This window comes from Blautia sp. Sow4_E7 (assembly GCF_052116245.1).
In the GTDB taxonomy this organism is placed as follows: Bacteria; Bacillota; Clostridia; order Lachnospirales; family Lachnospiraceae; genus Blautia_A.
In genome coordinates, this window is sequence record NZ_JBQKLL010000116.1 from 1 (window position 1) to 1334 (window position 1334).

Here is a 1334-nt window from a genome sequence, read left to right on the forward strand (position 1 = left end):
GGCTCTACTCCAAAAGTAGTGGATAAGTACCTTTTGTGATATACTTGTCACGGGGTGATGAAACAGGTGGAAAAAAACTTCACAGCGATGATTGCAGGTTCTCTCAATCTAAGTGAACCGTGGTACGTGGAGGGAGCTGAGTTCCGTCCGGAAGAGCAAGAAGTGCATATCTACGTCAATGTCAGAAAGACTGCAGCCCTCGTCTGTCCATGCTGTGGCGGGCCTACTTTACGTAACGGCTATGAGCCAACAGAGCGTGTTTGGCGGCACGGAGACTGCATGTTCTATCCGACCTACGTCCATTGCAGGCGTCCACGGGTGAAGTGTCCAAGGTGCGGCACGAAGCAGGTGAACGCCCCATTTGAGCGGAAGAACAGCCGCTTCACTCTGTTGTTTGAGGGCTATGCCATGCTGATTCTTGCCGACATGCCAAGGGCTCGCGCAGCAGCAGTGCTTCGGTGCGATGAGAAATCTCTTGCCTCTATACTCAACTATTGGGTAGACGATGCGGTGAGTAATCGCTCACTGAGCGGCGTGAAGCGGCTCGCCATCGACGAGACCTCTCGCCTTCGGGGACATGACTATGTGACAGTCGTGATCGATGCCGACCAACGCTGTGTAATCGACGTAGAGGCAGGCAGAGATAAAGCCACGGTGTCCACCTTCGCTGAGAAACTGGAGATGCGTGGTGGCAATGCGGCGGCCATCTGTGCGGTAACAAGCGATATGTCGAAGTCTTACCTGCCAGCCATTGAGGAAAACTTCCCTAACGCCCTGAGCATCATCGACAAATTCCACGTCAAGAAGGTGCTGATGGACGCCCTTGACGATGTTCGCAAGGAGGAGCAGCGAACCGCTGCGTCCAAGAAAGAGCTCTTTCTTGGAAGGCGTCTATTCATGATCCCCAAAGCCAGGATGACCAGCGAACAGGCGGAAAAACTGGGATCTCTGTCCAAGCTGTATCCCAAGACTGGTAAGGCTTACAGCATTGTAGCAACCCTTGATGACTTCTATACCTGCCAAACGGTGGAGGAAGCTGAACAGGCTTTCGACCGCCTCTACTCATGGATGCGTCGTTGCCGTTTGAAGCCAATGAAAGAGGCCGCCAAGACACTCCGGAACCACAAGACGAAGATACTGGCTTACTTCTACCACCGCATAACGAATGCTGTCTGTGAGGGGATTAACTCCATGATACAGGCGGCAAAACGGAAGGCTCGTGGCTTTAATACATTCAGAGGATTTGCCTCGATGATATACCTTGTTGCTGGCAAGTTACAGCTGGCTGTGCCACGCCCCTTTTGACCCTTATCCACTAAAATTGGAGTTGAACC

Annotated in this window: 1 protein-coding gene; it reads left to right on the forward strand. The window is 52.5% G+C overall.

Features of this window, described 5'->3' with window-relative positions:
- Positions 1-57: 57 nt before the first annotated feature.
- The gene (locus ACTQ50_RS19610) at positions 58-1305 is read left to right on the forward strand and encodes an ISL3 family transposase (protein WP_287935020.1); all 1248 of its coding nucleotides are present in this window, start codon (positions 58-60) and stop codon (positions 1303-1305) included.
- Positions 1306-1334 lie beyond the last annotated feature (29 nt).

Bases quoted from the DNA above. Each gene is read 5' to 3' on its own strand.
- ACTQ50_RS19610 (WP_287935020.1), top strand. From the start codon at position 58: ATGAAACAGGTGGAAAAAAACTTCACAGCGATGATTGCAGGTTCTCTC.